This window comes from Pontiella sulfatireligans, assembly GCF_900890705.1.
GTDB classification, from domain to species: Bacteria; Verrucomicrobiota; Kiritimatiellia; order Kiritimatiellales; family Pontiellaceae; genus Pontiella; species Pontiella sulfatireligans.
In genome coordinates this window covers 3,626,801-3,648,664 of sequence record NZ_CAAHFH010000001.1, presented here as the reverse complement: position 1 = coordinate 3,648,664, position 21,864 = coordinate 3,626,801, and the positions used below count along the sequence as shown (strand labels likewise).

21 protein-coding genes and 2 tRNA genes are annotated in these 21,864 nt (G+C 54.6%); all 23 read left to right on the top strand.

Annotated features, from left to right (window positions below):
- Positions 1 to 7 precede the first annotated feature (7 nt).
- On the top strand, positions 8 to 244 hold the full coding sequence (locus tag SCARR_RS12880) for a HypC/HybG/HupF family hydrogenase formation chaperone (protein ID WP_222846287.1): 237 nt from the start codon (positions 8 to 10) through the stop codon (positions 242 to 244).
- Between the two features lie 59 nt (positions 245 to 303).
- Complete coding sequence (gene hypD, locus SCARR_RS12875; RefSeq protein WP_136061970.1) at positions 304 to 1,386, top strand: hydrogenase formation protein HypD; 1,083 nt, start codon at positions 304 to 306, stop codon at positions 1,384 to 1,386.
- Positions 1,387 to 1,389: 3 nt separating this feature from the next.
- A complete protein-coding gene (gene hypE / locus SCARR_RS12870; RefSeq protein ID WP_136061969.1) occupies positions 1,390 to 2,388 on the top strand; it encodes a hydrogenase expression/formation protein HypE in 999 nt (332 codons plus the stop codon).
- 173 nt (positions 2,389 to 2,561) lie between these two features.
- A tRNA-Thr gene (locus tag SCARR_RS12865) sits at positions 2,562 to 2,637 on the top strand.
- A 53-nt stretch (positions 2,638 to 2,690) separates the two neighbouring features.
- Positions 2,691 to 3,890: an elongation factor Tu gene (gene tuf, locus SCARR_RS12860; RefSeq protein ID WP_136061968.1), complete on the top strand. Its 1,200-nt coding sequence runs from the start codon at positions 2,691 to 2,693 to the stop codon at positions 3,888 to 3,890.
- 73 nt (positions 3,891 to 3,963) lie between these two features.
- Positions 3,964 to 4,116 (top strand): 50S ribosomal protein L33, encoded by a 153-nt coding sequence (gene rpmG, locus SCARR_RS12855; RefSeq protein ID WP_136061967.1) that lies wholly within the window; start codon positions 3,964 to 3,966, stop codon positions 4,114 to 4,116.
- Positions 4,117 to 4,132: 16 nt separating this feature from the next.
- A tRNA-Trp gene (locus SCARR_RS12850) sits at positions 4,133 to 4,208 on the top strand.
- Positions 4,209 to 4,233: 25 nt separating this feature from the next.
- Positions 4,234 to 4,437 (top strand): preprotein translocase subunit SecE, encoded by a 204-nt coding sequence (gene secE, locus SCARR_RS12845; RefSeq protein ID WP_136061966.1) that lies wholly within the window; start codon positions 4,234 to 4,236, stop codon positions 4,435 to 4,437.
- Positions 4,438 to 4,461: 24 nt separating this feature from the next.
- Complete coding sequence (gene nusG, locus SCARR_RS12840) at positions 4,462 to 5,013, top strand: transcription termination/antitermination protein NusG (protein ID WP_136061965.1); 552 nt, start codon at positions 4,462 to 4,464, stop codon at positions 5,011 to 5,013.
- 21 nt (positions 5,014 to 5,034) lie between these two features.
- Positions 5,035 to 5,457 (top strand): 50S ribosomal protein L11, encoded by a 423-nt coding sequence (rplK, locus tag SCARR_RS12835; RefSeq protein ID WP_136061964.1) that lies wholly within the window; start codon positions 5,035 to 5,037, stop codon positions 5,455 to 5,457.
- 1 nt (position 5,458) lies between these two features.
- Positions 5,459 to 6,154: a 50S ribosomal protein L1 gene (rplA, locus tag SCARR_RS12830; RefSeq protein ID WP_136061963.1), complete on the top strand. Its 696-nt coding sequence runs from the start codon at positions 5,459 to 5,461 to the stop codon at positions 6,152 to 6,154.
- Between the two features lie 18 nt (positions 6,155 to 6,172).
- Complete coding sequence (gene rplJ / locus SCARR_RS12825; RefSeq protein WP_136061962.1) at positions 6,173 to 6,703, top strand: 50S ribosomal protein L10; 531 nt, start codon at positions 6,173 to 6,175, stop codon at positions 6,701 to 6,703.
- A 78-nt stretch (positions 6,704 to 6,781) separates the two neighbouring features.
- Positions 6,782 to 7,153, top strand: a complete 372-nt coding sequence (rplL, locus tag SCARR_RS12820; RefSeq protein WP_136062177.1) for a 50S ribosomal protein L7/L12 — start codon at positions 6,782 to 6,784, stop codon at positions 7,151 to 7,153.
- Between the two features lie 116 nt (positions 7,154 to 7,269).
- Positions 7,270 to 11,028 carry a DNA-directed RNA polymerase subunit beta gene (gene rpoB / locus SCARR_RS12815; RefSeq protein ID WP_136061961.1) on the top strand — a complete coding sequence of 1,253 codons (3,759 nt, stop codon included), beginning with the start codon at positions 7,270 to 7,272 and terminating at the stop codon, positions 11,026 to 11,028.
- Positions 11,029 to 11,075: 47 nt separating this feature from the next.
- Complete coding sequence (rpoC, locus tag SCARR_RS12810; RefSeq protein ID WP_136061960.1) at positions 11,076 to 15,257, top strand: DNA-directed RNA polymerase subunit beta'; 4,182 nt, start codon at positions 11,076 to 11,078, stop codon at positions 15,255 to 15,257.
- 775 nt (positions 15,258 to 16,032) lie between these two features.
- Positions 16,033 to 16,404 (top strand): 30S ribosomal protein S12, encoded by a 372-nt coding sequence (gene rpsL, locus SCARR_RS12805; RefSeq protein ID WP_136061959.1) that lies wholly within the window; start codon positions 16,033 to 16,035, stop codon positions 16,402 to 16,404.
- 13 nt (positions 16,405 to 16,417) lie between these two features.
- Positions 16,418 to 16,891, top strand: coding sequence for a 30S ribosomal protein S7 (rpsG, locus tag SCARR_RS12800; RefSeq protein ID WP_136061958.1), 474 nt, complete (start codon positions 16,418 to 16,420; stop codon positions 16,889 to 16,891).
- Between the two features lie 101 nt (positions 16,892 to 16,992).
- Positions 16,993 to 19,128, top strand: a complete 2,136-nt coding sequence (fusA, locus tag SCARR_RS12795) for an elongation factor G (protein WP_136061957.1) — start codon at positions 16,993 to 16,995, stop codon at positions 19,126 to 19,128.
- 8 nt (positions 19,129 to 19,136) lie between these two features.
- Positions 19,137 to 19,445 carry a 30S ribosomal protein S10 gene (rpsJ, locus tag SCARR_RS12790; protein ID WP_136061956.1) on the top strand — a complete coding sequence of 103 codons (309 nt, stop codon included), beginning with the start codon at positions 19,137 to 19,139 and terminating at the stop codon, positions 19,443 to 19,445.
- A gap of 12 nt (positions 19,446 to 19,457) precedes the next feature.
- Positions 19,458 to 20,087 (top strand): 50S ribosomal protein L3, encoded by a 630-nt coding sequence (rplC, locus tag SCARR_RS12785; protein WP_187356368.1) that lies wholly within the window; start codon positions 19,458 to 19,460, stop codon positions 20,085 to 20,087.
- 12 nt (positions 20,088 to 20,099) lie between these two features.
- Complete coding sequence (gene rplD, locus SCARR_RS12780) at positions 20,100 to 20,723, top strand: 50S ribosomal protein L4 (protein ID WP_136061954.1); 624 nt, start codon at positions 20,100 to 20,102, stop codon at positions 20,721 to 20,723.
- A gap of 14 nt (positions 20,724 to 20,737) precedes the next feature.
- Positions 20,738 to 21,022 (top strand): 50S ribosomal protein L23, encoded by a 285-nt coding sequence (gene rplW, locus SCARR_RS12775; RefSeq protein WP_136061953.1) that lies wholly within the window; start codon positions 20,738 to 20,740, stop codon positions 21,020 to 21,022.
- Positions 21,023 to 21,035: 13 nt separating this feature from the next.
- Entirely contained in the window at positions 21,036 to 21,863 is an 828-nt protein-coding gene (gene rplB, locus SCARR_RS12770; protein ID WP_136061952.1) for a 50S ribosomal protein L2, read from the top strand.
- Position 21,864 lies beyond the last annotated feature (1 nt).

Here is a 21,864-nt window from a genome sequence, read left to right as displayed (position 1 = left end):
CGCTAGCATGCGTTCCATGTGTCTTGCTGTTCCAATCAAGGTGGTTGAGGTGCTCGAAGGCCAAATGGCGATCGGCGAGCAAATGGGCGTGCAGGTCGAGTTTTCGACGGCGCTGCTTGGAGCGGTGCAGCTGGGCGACTATGTCCTTGTCCACACCGGCATTGCCATCGAAACGCTCGACGAAGCCGATGCGCAGGAAACGCTCTCGATCTGGAACGAACTAAACTCAACCCTCGGAAGTTGAACCACGAAATACACGAAAGAGGAATGAATGGTTTTCGTGTATTTCGTGAGTGGTGAAAAATGAACCTGTTGAAAGATTTTAAGAATCCGGTGCTGGCACGGAAGCTATCGGCGGCGATTGCGGAGACGGTGGGGGACCGGCCGTTCAGCATCATGGAGGTCTGTGGCGGGCAGACGCACACGATCTATAAATACAGGCTTCGCGAAATGCTCCCGCCGAATCTGCGGCTGGTTTCCGGCCCCGGCTGTCCGGTTTGCGTCACGCCGATTGAATACATCGACAAGGCGGTTTTCCTCGCACTGGAAAAAGGCGCAAGCATTTACACGTTCGGCGATCTGGTGCGGGTTCCGGGCACCATGATGTCGCTGGAAAAGGCACAGGCCGAGGGCGCGGATGTGCAACCAGTCTATTCGCCTTTTCAGTCGTTGCAGGCCGCCAAGGCCAATCCGGAGCGGCACGTGGTGTTTCTAGGCATCGGCTTCGAGACCACGCTGCCGGGCGTAGGGCTGGTGATTCGCGAAGCGCAACGGTCCGGGGTGGAAAACTTTTCGGTGCTGCTGTCCGCCAAGCGCGTGCCTCCGGTGCTCGACGCGCTGCTGTCGTCGGGCAAGGCCGAAATTGATGGCTTTATTACGCCTGGCCACGTGACGTCGATCATTGGAACGAAGGCTTACGATGCGCTGTGCGAAACATACCGGGTGCCCATGGTGGTGGGGGGCTTTGAGCCGCTCGACCTGCTCGGTGCGGTCCATCTTTTGGCCGGCGAGCTGGCTGGAGGCGGAACCCGCAATTTGAACGCCTATTCCCGAGCTTCTTCTAAAGAAGGGAATGTGAAGGCGCAGCAGGTGATGGAAGAGGTGTTCGAGGAAAAGGACGACGAGCTGCGGGGTCTTGGAGTTATTCCAAAGGCGGGCTACGGCATCCGCGAAAGCTTTGCGGAATTCGACGCCGACCGGCGCTTTGACATTGTTACAAACAGCCGCGAGCCGAAGGGGTGCATCTGCGGCGAAATTCTATGCGGCATCAAAGCTCCTGAAGATTGTCCCCTGTTTGGGGCAATCTGCACGCCCGATGCGCCCGTCGGCTCCTGCATGGTCAGCAATGAAGGCGCCTGCAACGCCGCATATCTCTTTAGGGATTAACAGATGAATGAAAAAATCATTTTAGGGCATGGTTCGGGGGGGCGGATGACGCGCGACCTGGTGCGGGACGTTTTCTGCCGGCATCTGGGCGACTTTGGCCCGCAGTCGATGGATGACGGGGCGGTTTTGCCCTGCGAAAAAGGTGAGCTGGTTTTTACAACGGATTCGTATGTGGTGAGTCCGCTGGAGTTTCCGGGCGGCGATATCGGAACGTTGGCGGTTTGCGGGACGGTGAATGATTTGGCGGTGATGGGCGCGCGCCCGCTTTGGCTTTCGCTGGGCGTCATTCTGGAGGCCGGACTGGAAATCGATGCTCTCGAGCGCATCGTGAAGTCGATTGCGGCAAAGGCACGCGAGGCGGGGGTGAAGATTGTTTGTGGCGACACCAAGGTGGTGGAGAAAGGGAAGGGCGATGGTATTTTTATTAATACAGCGGGAATCGGTGTTCTCGAGCATCCGCTGACGCCGGAAACCATCGAGCCGGGCGATCAAATTATAGTGAGCGGAACAGTGGGCGACCATGGAATGGCGCTGCTGACGCTTCGAAAAGGTTTTCCGCTGAAGTCGGATTTGAAGAGCGATTGCGCTCCCTTGAATGGAATGATTTCACAATGTTTGGATGAAGCCGGTGTAAAATGGATGCGCGATGCAACGCGGGGCGGCGTAGCCACGATTCTTAACGAGTTGAGCGAGGGCCGGCCGTGGGGCGTGCTGCTGGAGGAAAACGATATTCCGCTTTCGGATGCGGTGGCCGGGGTGTCGGAACTGCTGGGGCTTGACCCGCTCTACAGCGCCAACGAGGGCAAGGTGATTTTCGTTGTTCCTAGGCATCAGGCTGAAAACGCCTTAAAAGGTTTAAAAAAATCGGCCTACGGCAAAAAGGCCGCCGTTATCGGTTTGATTGTGGATGACTTCCCCGGAAAAACCGTGCTCCATACCCAAATGGGAACCCTGCGAACATTAGGGATTCTCGCATCTGACCCGCTTCCGCGAATTTGCTGAACTTTTTTCGGCTTGGGGGTTGACAGTTCAGCGCTTTTCTATAAAGTGCGCCGTCTTATTTGCCAAATCAATGGGTTCGGCATTTGAGGTGTTTTTTGTAGGAACAAGCTCTGTGAGTGCATTTATTTACCGGTGTGCAACGGGCTTGTTTGTCTGTTTTTTTGGATAAACAGGCCCATGTAGCTCAGTTGGTAGAGCGCATCCTTGGTAAGGATGAGGTCAGCAGTTCGAATCTGCTCATGGGCTCCATTTATTCGCTTTGTAATAAGATTAACTGATAGAAGATTCAGGAGGTAAACAAAATGGCTAAGGATAAGTTCGAACGGACAAAGCCCCACGTGAATGTGGGCACGATTGGTCACGTTGACCATGGTAAAACTACGTTAACAGCAGCGATCACTTGCGTGCAGGCAGCCAAGGGTTTGGCTGAATACATCGCTTATGACAGCGTTGCCAAAGCATCCGAGTCCCAAGGACGTCGTGACTCCACTAAGATTCTGACGATTGCGACTTCGCACGTTGAGTATGAATCTGACAAGCGTCACTACGCCCACGTTGACTGCCCCGGCCATGCCGACTACGTGAAGAACATGATCACCGGTGCTGCCCAGATGGACGGCGCAATTCTGGTGGTTGAAGCTCCTTCCGGTCCGATGCCGCAGACTCGTGAGCACATCCTCTTGGCCCGCCAGGTTGGTGTACCGAAAATCGTTGTATTCCTCAATAAGTGCGACCTCGTCGATGACGAAGAGTTGATCGAACTCGTTGAGATGGAAATTCAGGAACTCCTCGCTAAGTATGAGTTCGAAGAAGATTCTCCGATCATTCGTGGTTCCTCCCTTAAAGCGATCAACGACCCGTCTGGCCCCGATGCCCAGTGCATCCAGGATCTGATGGAGGCCCTTGACTCTTGGATTCCAGAGCCCGAGCGCATTACTGACCTGCCTTTCCTTCTTCCGATCGAGGACGTGTTCTCCATCGAAGGTCGCGGTACGGTTGTTACCGGTCGTGTCGAGCGTGGTGTTGTCCACACCGGCGACGAAGTTGAAATCATCGGCCTGAAAGACACGGCTAAGACCACCTGCACCGGTGTTGAAATGTTCCGCAAGATTCTCGACGAGGGTCAAGCTGGCGACAACGTTGGCGTTCTGCTCCGCGGTACTAAGAAAGAAGATGTACAGCGTGGCCAGGTTCTGGCTAAGCCCGGTTCCATCAAGCCGCACACCACGTTCAAGGGTGAAGTTTACGTTCTGTCCAAAGACGAGGGTGGCCGCCACACGCCGTTCTTCAAAGGTTACCGTCCGCAGTTCTACTTCCGTACAACTGACGTGACCGGCGACATTACCCTGCCGGAAGGCGTGGAAATGGTTATGCCTGGCGACAACGTCACCATGGAAGTCGAACTCATCACCCCGATCGCGATGGAGCAGCACATGCGCTTCGCCATTCGCGAAGGTGGCCGCACAGTTGGTGCTGGCCGCGTTATTGAAATTACCGCATAACGCAGGTGGCTTATCGGTGACGGGCAGGAATTTTTCCTGCCCCGAACCGTTTAATCTCTAATAGGACAAAACCATGTCGAGAGATATTATTACTCTGGCCTGCACCGAGTGCAAGGAGCGCAACTACACCGGCACCAGAAATAAAAAGCTGGAAACGAGCCGTCGTGAAATCAAGAAGTACTGCCCGCGGGACAAGCGGCATACTTTGCATCGCGAAACCAAGTAGTTGTTCGAATTTCGACAGGTCGGTAGTTCAATTGGTAGAGCACCGGTTTCCAAAACCGGCTGTTAGGGGTTCGAGTCCCTTCCGACCTGCCATGTATTTGTAAACTGGAAAGTATAAATGAATAAACTAACCGAAAGCGTAGGAAACCTAAAAACGTTCATCGAAGAAGTGAAGGTTGAGCTGGTAAAATGCTCTTGGCCGACGCGCAAAGAGTTGTTTGAGCAGTCTTTGGTCGTGATTATTTCGGTAATCATCCTCGGCGCTTTTGTAGGACTCTGCGACCTTGTGAATATGAATCTCCTGCGTTTCATCATCCGTTAGTTCATTTATTAGGGATAAAAATTAATGCCGAAACAATGGTTCATCCTACATGCACTTTCCGGTCACGAACTCAAGGTTCAGAAGAACATTGCCAGTCGTGTGCAGCAAGAGGAAATGGAAGACGTCATCGGCGAGGTTTTGATTCCTGCCGAAAAGGTGTCGGAAGTTAAGCAAGGCAAAAAAACAACGGTCAACCGCAAGTTTTTTCCGGGATATATATTGATTCACATTAATCTGTTTGACGATGGCGCCTTGAATGAGCGTGCTTGGTATTTCATTCAGAATACACCTAGTGTGATCGGTTTTCTGGGAGGCGACAAGCCCGCTCCGTTGAGCGACAAAGAAGTGAGCAGCATAGTCAATCAGTTGGAAGAGAAGAAAGAGACTGTTGCTCCGAAGGTTATGTTCGAACCAGGGGAAACCGTGAAGGTGACCGACGGGCCGTTCATGAACTTTAGCGGTGTGATCGAAGAGGTCGATCCCGAACGAGGCAAGCTGAAGATCTCGGTGTCCATCTTCGGGCGTACTGCGCCAGTGGAGTTGGAATACTGGCAAGTGGAACGGTCGGCCGAATAAATTTTTTGATTAAGGATAGTTATGGCTAAGGAAATCACAGGATACATCAAGCTGCAGATTCCGGCAGGGCAAGCAAACCCTGCACCGCCGGTGGGCCCAGCTTTGGGTCAGCATGGTGTGAACATCATGGAATTCTGCAAGGCGTACAACGCCGCAACGCAAAGTCAGGCAGGATTGGTTATACCGGTTGTAATCACGGTATACAGCGATCGCAGCTTTTCATTCATTACGAAGAGCCCCCCCGCGGCGGTGCTGCTGAAGAAGGCGGCTGGTCTGGCCAAAGGCTCCGGCGTACCGAACCGCGATAAAGTCGGCAAGGTCACCCGCGCGCAGTTAGAGGAGATTGTCGAAGTCAAGAAAGACGACCTTAACGCTCATGACATTGACGCTGCAGTGCGCATTATTGAGGGCACAGCCCGCAGCATGGGAATCGAGGTGGAGTAACATGGCTATTCACGGTAAAAAATATATTAACGTTGCAGAAAAGGTAGATCGGGAATCCGATTACAGCGTCGATGGCGCAATCGTTTTCCTTCAAGAACACCCGACTGCGAAATTCGACGAAACAATGGAACTCGCTTTCCGCATGGGTGTTGATCCGAGTAAATCCGATCAGGCGATCCGTTCAACGGTTGCGCTGCCCCACGGTACCGGCAAAGATGTCCGCATTATTGTTTTCGCTACGGGCGATGCTGCTGAAGCGGCTCGTGAAGCGGGTGCAACGGAGGTCGGCTTTGACGACTTGATCAAGAAGGTGCAGGGCGGCTGGACAGATTTCGACGCCGCTGTCGCCACGCCGGACGCCATGAAGGAAGTCCGCAAGGTTGCACGTGTCCTCGGACCGCGTGGCTTGATGCCTAACCCGAAAACGGGAACGGTTACCGACGATACCGCTGCGGCGGTGAGCCAGCTCAAGGCTGGCCGCGTCGAATTCCGCATGGATCGCAACGGCAACATTGCTGTTCCGTTCGGCAAGCGCTCTTTCGAAAAGACCGCCCTGCTTGAAAACGCCAAAGCGGTGGTTGACGCCATCAATGGCGCCAGGCCGGCCAGTGCAAAGGGAACATACATCAAACGCTGCTCCATTTCCAGTACCATGGGTCCGGGTCTCCGGGTTGCCCTGAAGGAAATTTCAGCTTAGAAAGGGTTGGATACGACTATGAAACCTGATAACAAACAACTTAGACCTGAAAAGCAGTCGATCGCCACTGAAATCGACCAGCGCTTGTCCGGTGCTCTGTACATGATCGTTGCCGATTACAACGGCATGGACATGCCCATGACCACCGAACTCAAGAACACGTTGCGTGAAAAAGGCGCCTCGTTCAATGTGGTGAAGAACCGCATGCTCAACCGCGCGCTTCCCGAAGATGCGTCCGACCTGCTTAAGGGTCAGACCGCAATGATCTACGGCGAAGGCGACGTGGTTGAAGTAGCCAAGATCATCAAGAAATTTACCGCTAAAAACCAGAAGCCCGTAGTCAAAGGCGGCTTTGTCGAAGGCAAGGCCGTTAGTGCTGAAGACGTGGTCGAGCTTGCGAAGCTTCCTGCCAAGGATGTTATGCGAGCCATATTGCTCGGCACCTTGCAGGCGCCGTGCACGCAGCTGGTTGGCGTCATGAACCAAAAGGTTTCGAGTTTGGTTTACGTGCTGGATGCGGTAAGAAGTAAAAAAGAACTAGAAGCATAATAATTTGAATTAGATAGCAGTTCAAGGAGGCACAAAATGTCCGAAGAAGTAAAAGATGAAGTAGTACTCGAAGGCAAGATGGCAGAGTTCGTTGATTGGGTTGAAACCATCTCGGTTCTGGAACTTTCCAAGCTCGTTAAAGGGCTGGAAGATCGTCTGGGCGTAAGCGCAGCCGCTCCGGCCGCTGCCGCTGTTGCCGCTCCGGCTGGCGACGACGAAGGTGGAGCTGCCGCCGCGCAGACCGAATTCGAAGTTGTTCTGACGGCCGCTGGCGGATCCAAGATCCAGGTTATCAAAGAGCTCCGCTCAATTACGGGCCTCGGTCTCAAGGAAGCGAAGGAACTTGTTGATGGTGCACCCACCAGCGTCAAGGCCGGCCTTTCTAAAGAAGACGCTGACGCCATGAAAGAAAAGCTTGAAGGTGTTGGAGCTTCAGTAGACGTCAAGTAAGTCTCGGTTTACTTGATTCGATACAGATTGTACCATCTTCGGATGGTACGTAGATTGTTCCCCTTTGAGACCCAAAGGGGAACAAGCGTTCTCCAATATAAACCTAAAGGTGCGGGATGGCTGACAGAAAAAACTTTGGCAAGCTCACCGATGCGCTTGATGCGCCTGACTTGATTGAAATCCAACTTAACTCCTACAGGGACTTCCTGCAAACTGGCGTTTCCCCTTCCAAACGGAAGAAAATCGGCTTGCAGGCCGTACTGGGCGAAGCGTTCCCGATCGAAAGTTACGACGGGCAGATCGCGCTTGATTTTGTAAGCTATGAAATCAAAAAGCCAAAACTCGAGCATCTCGAGTCGCTCCGTGAAGGCGAAACCTTTTCGGCGCCGCTGTATGTAACGTTCAAGCTTCGCGAGGGCGAAGACCTGCGAGAAGACACCTTGTTCATGGGTGAGATTCCGCTGATGACCAAAAGCGGAAGCTTTGTGGTTAATGGGGCTGAACGCGTTATTGTCAGCCAGCTGCACCGCTCGCCGGGCATCTGCTTCGAACAGACGAAGCACGCCAACGGCTCCACGCTGCACTCTTTCCGCATCATTCCGGACCACGGTTCGTGGATTGAAGCCCAGTTTGACACGAGCGATCTGATCTACATCTATCTCGACCGCAAGCGCCGCCGCCGGAAATTCCTGGCATCGACGTTCCTGCGCGCGCTCGGCTATACCACCGACGAAGAAATTCTCGGCCTATATTATAAATTTGCATCGTTCTCGCTCAGCAAGAGCAAGTTCGAAGAAGCGGATCTGGAAAACCTCGTGCTCAGCGACGACATCGTTGATTCGGATTCCGAGTCTGTGATTGGACGCCGTTATGACAACCTGACGGTTGACATGATTCAACGCATGAAGCTCGCCGGCTACAAGAAGGTGGCCGTGGTTAACGTTTCTTGGGACCAGGGACTCTTCCTTAAGAGTGTCCAGGCCGATACCACCCGCACGGTGGATGAAGCATTGAAGGATCTCTACCAGAAGCTTCGTCCGGGCGATCCGCCCACCACTGCATCTGCCCGCCAGATGATCAAGCGCCTCTTCTTTGATGAAGCCCGCTTTAGCCTGAGCCGTGTTGGACGCTATAAGATTCAGCAGAAGCTCGGCATCGAGAGCACCTCCCTGACGCTGGAAGTCGAAGACGTGGTTGAAGCGCTTCGCTATCTTCTGATGGTTCGCATGGGTAAGGGTACGCTCGACGATATCGACCACCTCGGAAGCCGCCGCATCCGTACGGTTGGCGAATTGCTCGAAGGCCAGTGCCGTGTGGGATTGGCCCGCATTCAGCGCTTGGTTAAAGAGCGCATGACCATTTTCGACACGACGGTTGACCGCCTCTCTTCGCAGAAGCTGATCAATCCGAAGGCCCTATCTGCCGTGATCAAGGATTTCTTTGGCCGCAGCCAGTTGTCGCAGTTCATGGATCAGACCAACCCGCTGTCCGAACTGACGCATAAGCGTCGTTTGTCCGCGTTGGGCCCGGGCGGCCTCAACCGCGACCGCGCTGGTTTCGAAGTCCGCGACGTTCATAGTTCGCACTATGGCCGCATCTGCCCGATTGAAACGCCGGAAGGTCCGAACATTGGTTTGATTTCATCGCTTTCCACTTTTGCCAAGGTCAACGAATACGGTTTTATTGTTACGCCCTATTTGAAGTGCGCCAAGGGCAAGGTCAGCAAGCACCTCGATTGGCTGACGGCCGACGAAGAAGAACGCTACGTTATCGCGCAGGCCAATGCTGTGCTTGACGAAAAGAGCTGTTTCGTCAACGACCGCGTCATGGTTCGTGTCCGTGGCGACTTCATTGAAGTTGCTCCGGAAAAAGTCCAGTACATGGACGTATCGCCGAAGCAGGTGGTATCCATTGCTGCCGGTTTGATTCCGTTCCTCGAGCATGACGATGCCAACCGTGCATTGATGGGCTCGAACATGCAGCGCCAAGCGGTTCCGCTGATGAAGGCGGAACGCCCTTTCGTTGGAACGGGCATTGAAGGCCGATTGGCGCGCGACTCCCGCGTGCTGATTATTGCCGAAGCTGCAGGCAAAGTGGCCTACTCCTCTGCCGACCACATTATCATTTCCAAAGACGGCAAAGCGCCGACCAAGAAAACGCCGGACAGCGAGTATCAGGAATACAGACTCCGCAAGTTTATGCGCTCGAATGCAGGCACCTGTCTGAACCAGCGTCCGCTTGTTCGCGTTGGGCAGAAAATCGCCGAGGGCGATGTGCTGGCCGACGGTTCTGGAACGGACGAGGGCGAATTGGCGCTCGGCCGTAACGTTGTGGTCGCGTTCATGCCGTGGAGCGGTTATAACTTCGAGGATGCCATTCTGATCAATCAGAAGCTGGTGCGCGACGACGTCTACACTTCGATTCACATCGAGGAGTTCGAGTGCGGCGCCCGCGATACCAAGCTGGGTCCGGAAGAAATTACGCGCGACATCCCTAACGTAGGTGAAGAAGCGCTGAAGAATCTTTCGCACGACGGCATCATTCAGATTGGCGCAGAAGTCAAGCCTAGCGATATCCTTGTCGGCAAGATTACGCCCAAGAGCGAAACCGAACTGGCTCCGGAAGAACGTCTGCTCCGCGCCATTTTCGGCGAGAAGGCCGCTGACGTCCGCGATACCTCTTTGAAGGCACCGTCCGGCACCTATGGCATTGTAATGGACGTGAAGGTTTCGTCCAAAAACACGCTGTTAAAGAGCGACAAGCCGACCGACGTCAAGAAGCTTCAGGGCGAAATCAAAGAACGCCACGGCGACGTGGTCTCCCAGTTGACTGAAGACCTGACCGAAGCGCTTTCCAATATCCTGCTCGGTGAAAAGATTCCGCTGGATGTCATGAATGCCGAGAACGGCGACGTGATCATCCCCGCGAACCGCAAAATCACTAAGACGCTGCTGCGCAAGCTGGCAGCGAGCTATGAGCATGTTGAAATCGATCCGAGTCCGATCCGCATCAAGATCATGGGTATCATCGACGAATACCGCAACAAGTTCACCGAAGCCAAAGCCGATAAGGATCGCTCGCTCGATCGCGCCGGCAGCGGCGAAGAGATGGATGCCGGCATTGTTAAATCGGTGAAGGTGTACATTGCTACGAAGAAAAAGCTTTCAGTGGGTGACAAGATGGCCGGTCGTCACGGCAACAAGGGGGTTATCTCCCGTATCGTGGCCGAAGAGGATATGCCGTTCCTTCCGGACGGCACTCCGGTTGACATTGTTCTTAACCCGCTCGGCGTACCTTCCCGCATGAACGTGGGACAGGTGCTTGAAACGCACTTGGGCTGGGCCTGCAAGCACTTGGGCATGCACGCCGCCACTCCGATTTTCGACGGCATCTCCGAACAGCAGATCCGCGACATGCTGGTGGAAGCCGGCCTTGCCAACGATGGTAAGACCGAGCTCTACGACGGCCGGACCGGCGAAATGTTCGAGCAACGCGTCGTGGTTGGCGTGATTTACATGCTTAAGCTGCACCACTTGGTCAGCGAAAAGATCCATGCTCGGGCGGTTGGTCCGTACTCGCTCGTTACGCAGCAGCCTTTGGGCGGCAAGGCCCAGTATGGCGGCCAGCGTTTCGGGGAAATGGAAGTATGGGCACTCGAAGCCTATGGCGCGGCTCATGCTCTCCAGGAAATCCTGACAGTCAAGTCCGACGATATTGCGGGTCGTACCCGCATGTATGAAGCGATCGTCAAGGGCGAAAACGTGCTCGACTCCGGACGTCCGGAATCGTTCAACGTACTGATTAAGGAACTGCAGGGGCTGGGTCTGAACTTTCAAGTGAAGAACGAAGATGGCGAACCCATTCTTTCAACCTAGTTGCCTCGCATTACGGCTAGCATTTTTAGACTGCAGGAGGAACATTAGTGGACAAAAATTCAAGCAGTGTAGCAGATATTTTCGGACTTAAGCGCCAGGACCTTAGCGATTACGCGAGCATTACGCTCGCTTCGCCGGAGTCCATCCGTTCGTGGAGCCACGGCGAAGTTAAGAATCCTGAAACCATCAACTATAGAACATTCAAACCCGAGAAGGGTGGCTTGTTCTGCGAGCGCATCTTCGGTCCGACCAAGGACTGGGAATGCTCATGCGGAAAATACAAGCGCATCAAGCACAAAGGCGTGATTTGCGACCGTTGCGGCGTTGAAGTAACGCTGTCGCGTGTTCGTCGCGAACGGATGGCTCACATTGAGCTAGCTGTTCCGGTTTCGCACATCTGGTTTTTCAAGGCCACGCCGAGCCGCATGGGGTTGATTCTCGATATGACCATGCGGAACCTTGAGCGCGTTCTTTACTACGACAACTACATCGTGGTTGATCCCGGCGACACGCCCCTGAAGGAAAAGCAGCTGCTTTCCGAAGAGGAGTTCCGTGAAGCGTGCGACAACTACGGCGACACCAACTTCAGCGCTAAAATCGGTGCCGAAGGTGTTCGTGAACTGTTGACGAAAATCGATCCAACGGAAACGCTCATGGCTTTGGAAGAGGCCATGATGAACACGCGCTCCAAGCAGACCCGCAAAAAACTGGTCAACCAAATGAAGGTGATGGAAGGCTTTATCAAGAGCAATTCCCGTCCCGAGTGGATGGTGATGGAAGTGCTGCCGGTCATTCCGCCGGATCTGCGTCCGTTGGTTCCGTTGGAAGGCGGACGTTTTGCCACTTCCGACTTGAATGATCTTTACCGTCGCGTCATTAACCGTAACAACCGTTTGCGTACGCTTCTGGCTCTGAAAACGCCGGAAGTGATCATCCGCAACGAAAAGCGCATGCTGCAGCAGTCCGTTGACGCCTTGTACGACAACGGCCGCCACGGCCGAGCCGTTACAGGGCCGGGCAACCGTCCGCTGAAGTCGTTGAGCGATATGCTCAAAGGCAAGCAGGGCCGTTTCCGCCAGAACCTGCTCGGCAAGCGCGTCGATTATTCCGGCCGTTCCGTAATTGTGGTTGGCCCGACCCTCAAGCTGAACCAGTGCGGTCTTCCCAAGAAGATGGCGCTCGTCCTGTTTGAGCCGTTCATTATTCGCAAGCTCAAAGAGCGTGGCGTGGTGCACACCGTGCGCAGCGCGAAGAAGATGATCGAACGCGAAGTCGAAGAAGTGTGGGATATCCTCGACGAGGTGACCCGCGGCCATACCGTCATGCTTAACCGCGCGCCGACGCTTCACCGTCTTTCCATCCAGTCGTTTGAGCCGATCCTCATTGAGGGCGAAGCCATTCAGCTGCACCCGCTTGTTTGTACTGGCTACAACGCCGACTTTGACGGCGACCAAATGGCTGTGCACATTCCGCTTTCCGTGGAAGCGCAGGTGGAGTCGAAGAGCTTGATGCTCGCGACCAACAACATCTTCTCGCCGTCGAGCGGCAAGCCGGTAACCACCCCGACGCAGGACATCGCGTTGGGTTGCTACTTCCTCACGTCTGAGGCCCAGAAATATTTGATGGAACGCAAGAAGGGCGTTAAGAAACCCGCCAATGAGCATCTCCGCATCATGGGAGACTTGCACGAAGTTCATACGGCGTACGACGAAGGCGTGGTGCAGCTGCATAACCGCATCCGCTACCGCAATCCAGACTATCAGCGCGAAACCCGCAACGGCGACAAGGACCGTTCTGTCATCATCACTACGGTGGGTCGCGTACTCTATAACGAGGTCTGGCCGGCAGCGCTTGGATTCGTGAACAAGACCGCCACCAAGAAGGTGGTTGCCAGCATGATTGAACAGTGCTACGAGGTTTCTGGGCACAACGAGACCGTTCGGGTTCTCGATGATCTGAAGAATCTCGGCTACGAGCATGCAACCCTCTCCGGCATGTCCATCGGCTTGTCCGACATGATCATTCCGCAGGACAAGGGCGAAATGATCGCCGTCGCCCGTAAGAATATTGAAGGAGTTGACGCCAAGCACCAAAAGGGTCTCATCACCGAGGGCGAACGCTACAACATGATCATCGACATCTGGACGGACACTAACGATCGTTTGACCAACAAGCTCTTCGAAGTGCTCGAAAACAACGATGACCCGATGAACGTTCAGTCGAAAGACGAGCTGAACCCGGTTTATGTCATGGTTGACTCCGGTGCCCGTGGTTCGCGTCAGCAGATTCGTCAGCTGGCCGGCATGCGCGGCCTGATGGCCAAGCCGTCCGGCGAAATTATCGAACGCCCGATTCTGTCGAACTTCCGTGAAGGTCTGTCCGTTCTCGAGTACTTTATTTCGACGCACGGAGCGCGTAAAGGTTTGGCCGATACCGCGCTTAAGACTGCCGACTCCGGTTACCTTACCCGTAAGCTGGTGGACGTTTCGCACGACATCATTATTACCGAAGAAGACTGCCACACGCTTAACGGCATTGACGTCATCGCCATCAGCGAGGGTGACGATGAACTCGTCTCCTTGGCAACACGCATCATCGGCCGTACGGCGGCGGAAGACATCTGCAACCCGCACACGCTGGAAGTGATTGTTGCCGCCGGCGAGTTGATCGATAAGTATTCCGCCCGCCGGGTGGAAAGCGCCGGCGTTGAGATGGTGGTCATCCGCAGTGTGCTTACCTGTGAGTCGCGTCGCGGCGTTTGCGCCAAGTGCTACGGCAAAAATCTGGCTACCGGCAAGCCGGCCCAGCTCGGTCAGCCTGTCGGCATTATTGCCGCTCAGTCGATCGGCGAGCCGGGCACGCAGCTCACCATGCGTACCTTCCATATTGGTGGTACGGCAAGTTCGGTCTTCAAACAGCCGAAGGTGATTGCGAAGTCAACCGGTACACTGAAATTTGAAGGTGTTCGCGCTGTTAAGGTCGAAGACCGCAACGTGGTGCTGAACAAAAACGGCAGCGCTCTTCTTCTCGACGAAGACGGCCGCGAACTCGAGCGCTACGCTCTGGTTATCGGTGCGCTCGTTTCGGTTGACGAAGGCGACACGGTTACTGCCGGCGACACGTTCGTCGAGTGGGATCCGTACTCTGTTCCAATTCTTTCCGAGCACAACGGCGTGGTTGAATTCCGCGACTTCATCGAAGGGGTTACCGTCCAGAAGGGCGTTGATGAATCCACCGGTGTTGAAGGCCTCGTGGTTATGGAGCATAAGGAAGACCTTCATCCGCAGCTCGTGATTCGCGACAAAAAGGACAAGAACAAGGTAGGTTTCTATTCTATCCCGGCCGGTGCACAGGTCATGATCAAGGAAAAGGAAGTGGTTGGCGCAGGTTTCACCCTCGCTCGTACGCCGCGTAAGACAGTTCGTACGAAGGACATTACCGGCGGTTTGCCGCGTGTGGCCGAGTTGGTTGAAGCCCGTACTCCGAAGGAAGCGGCCGAGATCGCCAAGATCGAAGGCATTGTGGAACTCGGCGGCATTGCCAAGGGCAAGCGAAAGCTCATAGTCCGCGACACCGTTACCGGTGCGGAAGAAGAGCACTTGATTCCGATGAACAAGCACGTGATTGTATTCCCGGGCGACTTCGTCCGCAAGGGACAGCAGTTGACCGAAGGCCCGATCGTTCCGCAGGAACTGCTCGAAATCTGCGGTCCGCAGGACCTTCAGGAATACCTCGTGAACGAAGTGCAGGCGGTTTACCGCCTCCAGGGTGTGGAAATCAACGACAAGCACATCGAAGTAATCGTTCGCCAGATGTTGCGCAAGGTCAAGATAACTGATCCGGGCGACACCGAGTTCCTCTGGGGTGAACAGGTCGAAAAGCAGACGTTCCAGGAAGTCAACCAACGTGCGGTCGGCGATGGCCGTCGTCCTGCGGAAGCCTCTCCGGTGCTGCTGGGCATCACCAAGGCCGCCCTCGAAACCGAATCGTTCATTTCGGCGGCGTCGTTCCAGGACACCACGCGTGTTCTAACTAAAGCGGCAACGCTTGGCATGGTCGACCAACTTCGCGGGTTCAAGGAAAACGTTATCATGGGCCGTCTCATTCCGGCCGGTACCGGATTCCCAATGTACAAGGACATCAAGCCAGTCAAACTCGGCGAGGAAATCTCGGTTGAGGACGTGCTTGGCGACCCCTTGGCGCTCGGAGAGAAGGTTGAAGAGCTCTAGCGGCTTGAGGGCCACAAAAAAAGGCGGAGCTTGCGGCTCCGCCTTTTTTTGTGCCCCGCCACCATGCGCATTGGGTCCCCGGTTTTCGGGGCAGGGGAGTTTCCTCGATCTAAGCATTAGCTTGAGGCCCATCCATGCCTTGCGGGACGAGGTCGGCGAGAGCAGACACTGCGCTGCGGAGGTGCCGTTTCCGGTCGTGGAGCAGCCTGTGCATCACTGCATATTCTTTCTTGCTTTCAACTTTTGATCGGCCTCATCCGACCCGGTTTCAGGGGGATATATCCTTCGAAATGAATAGTGGCTTCAATATTTGGAAGTTTTCTCTGGATTTTATCTGCGGGTTCTATATCTTGTCTGTCCTTTCGCGTCAGATTGTGGATTGCGGGAGAATGTAAATTGTGCGACTGACTAATCTACAGTTGCTTTTGCATCTCCCTTGTTTCTGAAGTGGCTGGCGGTTCTCGCTGACGGAATAGGAGCTAACCGCAAAAGAACGCAAGAGCTTTGGTTTTCGTGTTTTTAGTGGTGGTTTGATAATCGCGAATGCACCGGCAATCGGTTTCCGATCCGGATTAGGTTTCGATCTGAAATGCACGGCGCAGGAGTAGTTCTGGGCCGGATGCAGTTAAGTGAGAGGCAGTTTGTGGATGACAGGGTCTGTCCTGAGGATGGAAGGCCTATTTAATAAGGTGAAATAAGTTGAATGTTTCGCTTGCGGTGTAGGGAGTGGATAGCTACTCTCCTGCGCTTGTCTTTTTTTAGGGAAGGGATATTTATGCCTACAATAAATCAACTAGTAAGAAATCCGCGTGCGGTTGCTAAGAAGAAGAGCAAATCGCCCGCGCTGACGGTCTGCCCGCAACGTCGCGGGGTTTGTTTGCTTGTTAAAACTCAGACACCGAAGAAGCCGAACTCGGCTTTGCGTAAGGTTGCACGTGTTCGTTTGACCAATGGCCGCGAAATTAATGCGTACATTCCGGGCGAAGGCCACAACCTGCAGGAGCATAGCATGGTGCTGGTTCGCGGCGGCAGAGTGAAAGACTTGCCGGGTGTGCGTTATCACATCGTTCGCGGTGCACTCGACTGCCTGGGAGTTGACGGTCGTAAACGCGGCCGTTCCAAGTATGGTGCGAAACGACCCAAATAAGGGAATTTGAACTATGGCTAGAAGACACAGAGCTGAAAAACGGGACCTCATTCCTGATCCGCGCTACAACAACCAGTTGGTGGCGTACATGATCAACTGCGTTATGGAGCGTGGTAAGAAGTCGGTTGCCGCTAAGATTGTTTATGGAGCCCTCGAAGATATTCAGGGCCAGCTGAAGGACGAGGATCCGGTTGAAGTGTTCACCACTGCAGTCGAAAATGTTTCGCCGCGTCTGGAAGTGAAGTCCCGCCGTGTTGGTGGCGCCACCTATCAGGTTCCGCTGGAAGTGAAACCAAAGCGCCAGATTGCTTTGGCGACGCGCTGGCTGATCCAGTTTGCAAGCAACCGCAAGGGTGTTCCCATGCGCAAGGCCCTTGCAACCGAGCTGATCGATGCGTCCCGCGGACAGGGCAATGCCATCAAAAAGCGTGACGACACGCATAAGATGGCTCAGGCGAATAAAGCCTTCGCCCACTACCGCTGGTAGAAAAAATGCAGTGAACAGAGGAAGCTTCCGGGTTTGGAGGCTTCCAGTTCGTTAAAAATTCCAAGCGTTGGGGTTTTTTTAATTTCGGATACTATAAAAGAATGTCGATTGTCGTGAATAAGCAGAATAACAAAGGAGCCAAGTCTTCGGATTCCCAAAGGGAAGCTGAGGGGCGTGGCCGTGCTTTGTCTGCGATCCGCAACATCGGCATCATTGCCCACATCGATGCGGGCAAGACCACCACATCCGAACGCATTCTTTACTATAGCGGCAAGGTCCACAAGATTGGCGAGGTGCATGACGGCACAGCGACCATGGACTGGATGATTCAGGAACAGGAGCGCGGCATCACGATTACGAGCGCCGCAACGACCTGTTTCTGGAACGACCGTCAAATCAACATTATCGACACCCCCGGCCACGTGGATTTCACGGTGGAAGTGGAGCGCTCACTTCGCGTCCTTGACGGTGCCGTGGGCGTTTTCTGTGCCGTAGGCGGTGTTCAGCCGCAGTCCGAGACCGTTTGGCGCCAAGCTACAAAGTACAGTGTGCCGCGTTTGGCCTTCGTCAATAAAATGGATCGCATGGGCGCTGACTTCCTTAAGGTGGTCGGCGAGATGCAGGAAAAGCTTCGTGCTCCTGCTGTGGCGATCCAGCTCCCGATCGGCGCTGCGGAAACCTTCTCCGGCGTGGTTGACCTGATTAAGATGCGCGGCATCAACTTCTCCGAAGGCGACATGGGATCGAATGTAGAATACATCGGCATCCCAGCCGAGCTCGCCGCCGAGGCTGAGGCCTATCGTGTGGAATTGATCGAAAAGGTTGCTGAAGTCGATGAGGAGCTTCTCGAAGCCTACATGGAAGATGCGGACGTTTCTGAGCAGGCGCTGATTGCCGCTCTGAGGCGCGCCACCATTGCCAACCACATCGTTCCGGTTCTGGTTGGATCATCGCTGAAAAACAAAGGCGTGCAGCCGTTGCTCGACGCCGTTGTTGATTATCTTCCGTCTCCGCTGGACGTTAAAGCCGTGATTGGCATTTCTCCGAAGAACGAAGCGGAGCTCGAGCGCGAAGCCTCCGACTTCGAGCCGCTGACCGGCCTTGTCTTCAAGATGGCCTCCGATAAGTTTGTCGGAAAGCTGGCCTTTGTCCGCATTTATGCCGGCCAGCTGAAAAAGGGACAGAACATTTTTAATCCGCGCACCCGCAAGCGCGAACGCATCGGCCGCCTCCTGCGCCTGCACGCCAACCATCGCGAAGATGTCGATGCGCTGTATGCCGGCGAAATCGGAGGCATGGTTGGGCAGAAACTGTTCACCACCGGTGATACGGTTTGCACGGAAAACGAACCTATCGTTCTTGAAAACATTGAATTTCCGGAACCTGTAATTTCCATGGCCATCGAGCCGAGAAGCACGGCCGACAAGGACGCTCTTGTTGACGCACTGCAGGATCTGTCTGAAGAAGATCCGACGTTCCATACGTCGATTCACGAAGAAACCGGCCAGACCATCATTCAGGGCATGGGCGAGCTTCATCTTGAAATTTTGAAAGACCGCCTGTTGCGCGAATACAAGGTGCGGGCCAACGCCGGCAAGCCGATGGTGGCCTATCGCGAAAGCGTTTCCGCCAAGGGCGAGGGCAGCTTTACGTTCGAGCGGGATATTGGTGGCGAAAGCCATTTTGCCTGCCTCAATCTTCAGGTTGCTCCGGCATCCGAGGGAGCGGGAAACAGCATCGAGTTCGACGTTTCCGCCAACATTATTCCGAACGAATACCGTAAGGGAATCGAACAGGGGATTGCTGATGCATTGCTGACCGGCGTGCTGGGCAATTATGCCATCATCGACACCAAGGTGAAGGTGGTCGGCGGGCAGGCCCATGCCACAGAATCTTCGGAAATGGCCTTCCGCTCCGCTGCGGTTATGGCGTTGCGCGCCGCCGTCGGCAATTCCAAGCCGGTTTTGCTCGAGCCGATCATGCTGCTCGAAATCGAAACCCCCGAGGAGCATCTTGGCGATGTAATGGGCGACCTCAACAGCCGTCGTGGCCGCGTCCGCGAAATCAAGGCGACCAATGATTTACAAATTGTGCAGGCGGATGTTCCGCTTGCTGAAGTTTTTGGATACGCAACGTCGTTGCGGTCATTAACAAAGGGTAGGGCTAGCTATTCGATGGAACCGCAAGCGTTTGAACCGGTTCCTGCGAGCATGGAAGCGTCTATCCTCAATCGGTGAGAAAAAATATGAGTAATCAACGTATCAGAATCAGGTTGAAGTCGTTCGACCATCGAGTCCTCGATGTTTCAGCCTCAGAAATTGTCGAAACGGCACGTCGTACGGGCGCCCGAGTTGCCGGCCCCATTCCGTTGCCGACCCGCATCGAGCGCTTTACGGTCAACAAAAGTCCGCACGTGAACAAAAAAGCGATGGAACAGTTCGAAATCCGTACGCATAAGCGTCTGCTCGATATCATTGATCCAACGATCAAGACGGTCGATGAGCTCAAGAAGCTCAATCTTCCGGCTGGCGTGGACATCACCATTAAAATCTAGAGGGAGGAGATCATGAAAGGTTTGATTGGAAAAAAACTAGGAATGGCCTCCATCTATGATGAAGCCGGCACTGCGGTTCCGGTTACGGTCATCGAAGCGGGCCCCTGCGTTGTTGTTCAGCGCAAGACCAATGACAAAGAAGGCTACTCAGCGGTTCAGCTTGGTTTTGAAGACCAGAAAGAGTCCCGCTTGACCAAAGCCTCGCTCGGGCACCTCAAGAAAGCCGGGGTCGAAGCCAAGCGCATTCTCAAGGAATTCCGCACGGAAGATGGCGAAGAGGCTATTGTGGGCGACGTGATCGACGCTAGCGCCTTTGCAGAGGTTAACTTTGTCGACATCGTGGCCACCGGCAAGGGCCGCGGCTTCCAGGGCGTTGTAAAGCGCTACGATTTCGGTGGTGGCCGTGCTTCCCACGGTGGCGGCTGGATTCGTCGTACGGGTTCGATCGGCATGTGCGAATTTCCGGGCCGCGTGTTCAAGGGCAAGAAGATGCCGGGGCACATGGGCAGCAAGCGTGTTACCACGCAGAATCTCAAGGTGATCCAGGTTCGTCCTGAAGAGAACCTTATCCTGATCAAGGGATCGGTTCCGGGCGCCAACGGCGACATCGTCACGATTCGTGAAGCGCTCAAAAAGAAGTAAGCGAGGATTATCATGAGCAAATTACCTTTGAAAAACGTTAAGGGAGACAGCGTCGGCGACTACGAGTTCGCAGACAGCCTCCTCGTACTCGACCGCGGCGAGCAGGCCGTACATGAAGCCATTGTTGCATACGGCGCTCATCAGCGTGCTGGCACTGCTTCGACTAAGAGCAAGCGCTTCGTTAACGGCACCGGCGCAAAGCCCTGGAAACAGAAGGGTCTCGGCCGGGCACGTGCCGGCTACAAGCAATCACCCGTATGGCGCGGTGGTGCGGTGGCCCATGGCCCGCATCCGCGTAAGTATACAAAGAAAGTTTCGAAGAAAGTGGGTCAGCTGGCCTTCCAGCGTGCATTCAGCGCCAAGGTGGATCAAGGTGAAATCACGGTCATCGATCAGTTGAGCGTTACCGCCCCGAAGACCAAGGAGTTCGTTGCCGTACTCAAGAACCTGGGTCTGGACCGTGGCGCGCTCTTCATCGTGGATGAAGCAACCGACAATCTGTTGCTGGCCGCGCGCAACATTCCTCGTGTTGAGCTGGTATCGGCGAGTTTGGTCAACACCTACCAAATCCTGCGCTACAAGAACGTGATTGTTACGAAGGCAGGCATGGAAGCGCTCGAAAAGCGCCTCGGATAAAGGAGCCCTACGAGATGAAGAATTCAGCTGATATTATTAAACAGGTTTTGTTGACGGAAAAAGGAACGCGCCTTTCTGAGGAGCAGAACAAATATTTGTTCCGCGTGTCCATGGATGCCAACAAGGTAGAAATCAAACGAGCCGTAGAAGAGCTCTTCAATGTCCGTGTTATGGCCGTCAATACGATGCGCCGAAAAGGCAAGAAGAAGCGCCAGAGAACGGCTCATTTCGGAATGACCGCCGCATGGAAGCGTGCAGTGGTTACGTTGAATGCAGAAGACAGCATTAACTTGATCTAAGGAGTTTGTTGTAATGCCTTTAAAAGCACATAAACCGTACACACCGAGCCGCCGGCACATGGTGTTGTCCGATTTCGCCGACATTACCAAGTCGAGCCCAGAGCGCTCGTTGGTCAAAGCGAAGAAAAGCAATGCCGGACGCAATAGCGCGGGACGCATTTCGGTGCGCCACCGTGGGGGCGGGCACAAGCGTCGCTACCGTGTGATTGACTTCAAGCGCGACAAGTTTGGCATTCCTGCCAAGGTTGCTTCGGTTGAGTACGATCCGAACCGCTCGGCGCGCATTGCGCTGCTTCATTATGCTGACGGCGAGAAACGCTACATTATCGCACCGGTCGGCCTGAAGGTTGGAAGCACTGTAATGTCCGGGCCGGACGCCGAGCCTTCCGTAGGTAACGCGTTGCCGTTGGTCGCGATTCCGGTTGGAACGTCTCTGCACAATATTGAGCTGGTTTCTGGCCGCGGCGGCCAGTTGGTTCGTTCCGCCGGCACCTCGGCTCAGTTGATGTCCCGTGAAGAAGAGTTCGCGCACATCAAGATGCCTTCGGGCGAAATCCGCCTCATCCGCACCAACTGCCTGGCTACAATCGGCCGTGTTGGCAATGTTGAGCACAGCAGCATTGTTATGGGCAAGGCCGGACGCAAGCGTTGGCTGGGCATCCGCCCGACGGTTCGCGGCGTGGCCATGAACCCGGTGGACCATCCGATGGGTGGTGGTGAAGGCCGTACGTCCGGCGGGGGGCATCCGATGTCGCCTTGGGGCTTGCTCGCGAAGGGCAAACGAACCCGCAACAAACATAAGCAGACCAACAAGTACATCGTTGAACGGAGGAAGAAATAGT

What these genes read in the sequence shown, in the direction of transcription:
- SCARR_RS12880 (WP_222846287.1), top strand. Translation starts at nt 8, where the DNA reads ATGCGTTCCATGTGTCTTGCTGTTCCAATCAAGGTGGTTGAGGTGCTC.
- hypD (WP_136061970.1), top strand. Translation starts at nt 304, where the DNA reads ATGAACCTGTTGAAAGATTTTAAGAATCCGGTGCTGGCACGGAAGCTA.
- hypE (WP_136061969.1), top strand. Translation starts at nt 1,390, where the DNA reads ATGAATGAAAAAATCATTTTAGGGCATGGTTCGGGGGGGCGGATGACG.
- tuf (WP_136061968.1), top strand. Translation starts at nt 2,691, where the DNA reads ATGGCTAAGGATAAGTTCGAACGGACAAAGCCCCACGTGAATGTGGGC.
- rpmG (WP_136061967.1), top strand. Translation starts at nt 3,964, where the DNA reads ATGTCGAGAGATATTATTACTCTGGCCTGCACCGAGTGCAAGGAGCGC.
- secE (WP_136061966.1), top strand. Translation starts at nt 4,234, where the DNA reads ATGAATAAACTAACCGAAAGCGTAGGAAACCTAAAAACGTTCATCGAA.
- nusG (WP_136061965.1), top strand. Translation starts at nt 4,462, where the DNA reads ATGCCGAAACAATGGTTCATCCTACATGCACTTTCCGGTCACGAACTC.
- rplK (WP_136061964.1), top strand. Translation starts at nt 5,035, where the DNA reads ATGGCTAAGGAAATCACAGGATACATCAAGCTGCAGATTCCGGCAGGG.
- rplA (WP_136061963.1), top strand. Translation starts at nt 5,459, where the DNA reads ATGGCTATTCACGGTAAAAAATATATTAACGTTGCAGAAAAGGTAGAT.
- rplJ (WP_136061962.1), top strand. Translation starts at nt 6,173, where the DNA reads ATGAAACCTGATAACAAACAACTTAGACCTGAAAAGCAGTCGATCGCC.
- rplL (WP_136062177.1), top strand. Translation starts at nt 6,782, where the DNA reads ATGGCAGAGTTCGTTGATTGGGTTGAAACCATCTCGGTTCTGGAACTT.
- rpoB (WP_136061961.1), top strand. Translation starts at nt 7,270, where the DNA reads ATGGCTGACAGAAAAAACTTTGGCAAGCTCACCGATGCGCTTGATGCG.
- rpsL (WP_136061959.1), top strand. Translation starts at nt 16,033, where the DNA reads ATGCCTACAATAAATCAACTAGTAAGAAATCCGCGTGCGGTTGCTAAG.
- rpsG (WP_136061958.1), top strand. Translation starts at nt 16,418, where the DNA reads ATGGCTAGAAGACACAGAGCTGAAAAACGGGACCTCATTCCTGATCCG.
- fusA (WP_136061957.1), top strand. Translation starts at nt 16,993, where the DNA reads ATGTCGATTGTCGTGAATAAGCAGAATAACAAAGGAGCCAAGTCTTCG.
- rpsJ (WP_136061956.1), top strand. Translation starts at nt 19,137, where the DNA reads ATGAGTAATCAACGTATCAGAATCAGGTTGAAGTCGTTCGACCATCGA.
- rplC (WP_187356368.1), top strand. Translation starts at nt 19,458, where the DNA reads ATGAAAGGTTTGATTGGAAAAAAACTAGGAATGGCCTCCATCTATGAT.
- rplD (WP_136061954.1), top strand. Translation starts at nt 20,100, where the DNA reads ATGAGCAAATTACCTTTGAAAAACGTTAAGGGAGACAGCGTCGGCGAC.
- rplW (WP_136061953.1), top strand. Translation starts at nt 20,738, where the DNA reads ATGAAGAATTCAGCTGATATTATTAAACAGGTTTTGTTGACGGAAAAA.
- rplB (WP_136061952.1), top strand. Translation starts at nt 21,036, where the DNA reads ATGCCTTTAAAAGCACATAAACCGTACACACCGAGCCGCCGGCACATG.